This window comes from Paenibacillus sp. FSL H7-0331 (assembly GCF_001956045.1).
Genome location: NZ_MRTH01000110.1, coordinates 1 through 3,183 on the forward strand (window position 1 = coordinate 1; position 3,183 = coordinate 3,183).

Below are 3,183 nucleotides of genomic sequence, written 5' to 3' on the forward strand. Positions count from 1 at the left end.
TCATCATGCGAAGTTACTTCAACCTTTTTTGGAAAGTCACCATAAACGTCTGGAATTGGTTTTCTTGCCACCCTACAGCCCGCAACTGAACTTGGTCGAAGGACTTTGGAAATGGCTGAAGTCAGATGTCATTAACAATGTATTTTTTCATTCTGTTGCCGAGATCCGTAAGAAAGTTGCTGCATTTATGATGAACATAGCTCTCGATGCTCCGACAATTATAGATCGCCTATGCCTTCGCTTAGAAAGCGACCAAATTACTGAACAATTTTAGTTCAACTTATATAGATCTATTTCTCCGCAAATTTTTTAATAAGATATATTCCTACGTCTCCCGTATTGGAAACAATAAGGACAAGCTACAATAAAACACGGATTTCATTGTAAGGATTAAATTATTAGTAGAAGGAGTTGAAGTGAGTATGCATAGTATTGTAACTATTTCGGACTCAGCAAGAAAAAGTTTGGGTGTTTTTATTGATAAATACACGCGAGAATTGAAGGGTCATGTATTAAATGATTACACTACAGCGGATGTTTCAGCAATTTTAAAGAAAGTGAAGTCTAAGTACATTGGCAGTAAGAAGTACGATAGCAAAGATTTTTATATCGAGATTGAGAACGCTTTTCAAAATGAAGGTTTCACCAAAGATGTTGCAGAAGAAATTGAAAGATTCATAAATAATAGGCCAACTCCAGATAGAGAAAATTACTATTTGAGTTTATGTAATCAGTATGGATTCATTCCAAAAGAAATTGCGAACAAAGAAAAATTAGAATTACGGATCAATAAAATTGTTAATACAAACGGACGTACGCAAGACGTATGATAATAAAAAAATTGTGATGCAAATAAGTTGTTTTCATAAATTTTCAATAAAGACTGGTTTTATCATTAGAGGTGATATGTTTGAAACCATTTAGAAAACGATTCAAAAAAGTAACAGTGAATGGTTTTCGATTTCATTGTGTAATTAACGAATTTTTCAGAAATGAGTCTGTTTCGTTTCGAGTGTATCCACACAATACTAAAACAACCTTTTTTGAAGTATTCTTTTCATGGGAAGAATCTTGGTACTACAACCTTAACCTACCAGATACATGTTCAACTTTAATTAAGTATGCTATTGAAAACGGCTGGGTATACAATCAGGAAAAACAACAGATGAGCATAAGACAAGGTGACTTTCTTAGAAAATTAATTGAATTACCAGATTGAATACAATCAACAATAAAATACTAGTTTTAGGAGGATTGAATGTTTTGACGAAAATATTATCGAATGAATATTTAAAAGATTTTTCTGAACGACTAGAATTATCAGTTAAAGAGGAACAGGCAAAAGGAAAGAGAATAGAAGAGATTCATTTGTGTCCTGGAAAATACAGTTTGCTTGTCGCTTCATCTCCGCCACATATGCTGGAATTAAAGATGGATCAGGAAGAGAACGAATTGCTGTTTATGGGAATACCTTTAAAACGAAACTACAATATTGACAAAGAATTTGACTGGCAAATTAAATTCGATGAAAACTGACTTTCATGGGAAAATGGTGGGATTTAGATGGAGTGGATAAAAGTTGGAGAAAGTGAGCCAAAGGTCAATATTAGACATTTAATCACGGATGGAAGCAATGTTGGATTTGGTTATTATACGTTTGATGGAGAGGAATTTAAGTGGTTTCCTGATGACAACTGTAATGTCGATGGAGATGAAGTTACCCATTATGCCGAAATTGAATTGCCATGAAAATTCACTTTTAACGCAGGAGGACTGTATGAACAATAAAATATTTACTGCTGCAGCTGTGGGCGATATTGAATACTTAAAAAATGTTTTATCAACAGGCATAGATATTAACTGTAAGAGCGAAACAGGCTGGACTTTACTCGTATATGCGGTAGAAAATGATAGAAAAGAAATGGTTGAATTCCTGCTTAATAATGGAGCAGATGTAAATTTTCAAAGTTCTGGTGGATGGACTCCTTTACATCAAGCTGTAGATTTATCTATTGATGGGACAATTCAAACTGGTGGAGAACAAGGAGAAGAACCTTTAGACATGATTAAATTCTTGCTGGACAATGGGGCAGAAGTAGACAAGAAGGATAGTCGAGGTGAATCCCCTATAGATATTGCAAAATCATATCATTCAAAGAAAATCATTGATTTTCTTGAACACTATTCTAGCAATAGTATCTTATAAAACAATGATATTGTATTGAAAACAATAAAAGGTCAATTTCATGAGGGTGAATTAATTAAATGTAAATAAAATTTAGTGAGTCTCTACGAACTCTGAGGAAAGCAAGAGGAATAAGTCAAAGTAAATTGGCTACAGAATTAGACATTCCTGAGTCTAATATTCGCAGGTATGAGTCACAAAATGATACACCTAATATAGAACGTTTAAAGCAATTAGGTGACTATTTTAAGGTTTCAATTGACAAACTACTTGGATTCGAAGAGTTATCTATTGAAGACAATGTTGATTCAGAATTTTTAAGCAACTTTCACAAACTGACCGAACATAACCAATCCCTTATTATTGAGTTAGTTAAAAGTTTGTCTGAAAAGAGTCAATAAAAATCCATTTTAAAGGATAGTTATAATGAAAAGAAAATCAAAGCTTTTTACTCTCGTTATCTTCTGTATTATCGCACTCTTATATTTTTATAAGCCCGAACTATTTTCAGTCCAGACAATTAATCATAACAATGATGCTGAGGCAGCTTATACATCTATTTCCCTTCTGATAGATTTCCGGAGACAGCAGCTCATATAAAAGAGGCCATCGAACATGGAGAGTCTTCAGTGTGTACAATAGATCGAAAGGGAGCAGAAGATAATCGAAAAAAATCACTTAAAGGTGTTCCTACAAAGCCTAATTTAGACCGAGATGAATTTCCTATGGCTATGTGTGCCGAAGAGGAACAGGAGCAGATATAAAGTACATAGACCCCTCTGACAATCGTGGTGCTGGATCTTGGGTTAGTAATCAGTTAGAGAAATATTCTGATGGGACAAAAGTTAAGTTTATTGTTAAGTGATAAAAAGTTTCTTTTAAAAGGAGTGTTTAATATGGATTATAATTCGATTTTCTATATAGTGAATAAACCTGATGTTACTTGGGCGCATGGTCGAAAAGTAAAACGAATAAGTGAGTGGATAAATAGTTCTGCT

General features: G+C 33.6%; 7 protein-coding genes and 1 pseudogene. All 8 read left to right on the top strand.

Features of this window, described 5'->3' with window-relative positions; translation table 11 throughout:
• On the top strand, positions 1 to 274 hold a 274-nt coding region (locus BK127_RS41750; protein ID WP_179097831.1), incomplete at its 5' end, for a transposase.
• Between the two features lie 148 nt (positions 275 to 422).
• A complete protein-coding gene (locus BK127_RS41755; protein ID WP_076238521.1) occupies positions 423 to 830 on the top strand; it encodes a hypothetical protein in 408 nt (135 codons plus the stop codon).
• Positions 831 to 910: 80 nt separating this feature from the next.
• A complete protein-coding gene (locus BK127_RS41760) occupies positions 911 to 1,219 on the top strand; it encodes a hypothetical protein (protein ID WP_076238522.1) in 309 nt (102 codons plus the stop codon).
• A gap of 44 nt (positions 1,220 to 1,263) precedes the next feature.
• The gene (locus BK127_RS41765) at positions 1,264 to 1,536 is read left to right on the top strand and encodes a hypothetical protein (protein ID WP_076238523.1); all 273 of its coding nucleotides are present in this window, start codon (positions 1,264 to 1,266) and stop codon (positions 1,534 to 1,536) included.
• Between the two features lie 27 nt (positions 1,537 to 1,563).
• Positions 1,564 to 1,749 (top strand): hypothetical protein, encoded by a 186-nt coding sequence (locus tag BK127_RS44410; RefSeq protein WP_076238524.1) that lies wholly within the window; start codon positions 1,564 to 1,566, stop codon positions 1,747 to 1,749.
• 28 nt (positions 1,750 to 1,777) lie between these two features.
• Positions 1,778 to 2,206, top strand: coding sequence for an ankyrin repeat domain-containing protein (locus tag BK127_RS41775; protein WP_076238525.1), 429 nt, complete (start codon positions 1,778 to 1,780; stop codon positions 2,204 to 2,206).
• A 65-nt stretch (positions 2,207 to 2,271) separates the two neighbouring features.
• On the top strand, positions 2,272 to 2,586 hold the full coding sequence (locus tag BK127_RS41780; RefSeq protein WP_083689993.1) for a helix-turn-helix domain-containing protein: 315 nt from the start codon (positions 2,272 to 2,274) through the stop codon (positions 2,584 to 2,586).
• 153 nt (positions 2,587 to 2,739) lie between these two features.
• Positions 2,740 to 3,050 (top strand): annotated as a pseudogene (locus BK127_RS45475) (NucA/NucB deoxyribonuclease domain-containing protein); the annotation flags it as partial.
• Positions 3,051 to 3,183: the final 133 nt, after the last annotated feature.

What these genes read in the sequence shown, in the direction of transcription:
- BK127_RS41775 (WP_076238525.1), top strand. Translation starts at nt 1,778, where the DNA reads ATGAACAATAAAATATTTACTGCTGCAGCTGTGGGCGATATTGAATAC.
- BK127_RS41755 (WP_076238521.1), top strand. Translation starts at nt 423, where the DNA reads ATGCATAGTATTGTAACTATTTCGGACTCAGCAAGAAAAAGTTTGGGT.
- BK127_RS44410 (WP_076238524.1), top strand. Translation starts at nt 1,564, where the DNA reads ATGGAGTGGATAAAAGTTGGAGAAAGTGAGCCAAAGGTCAATATTAGA.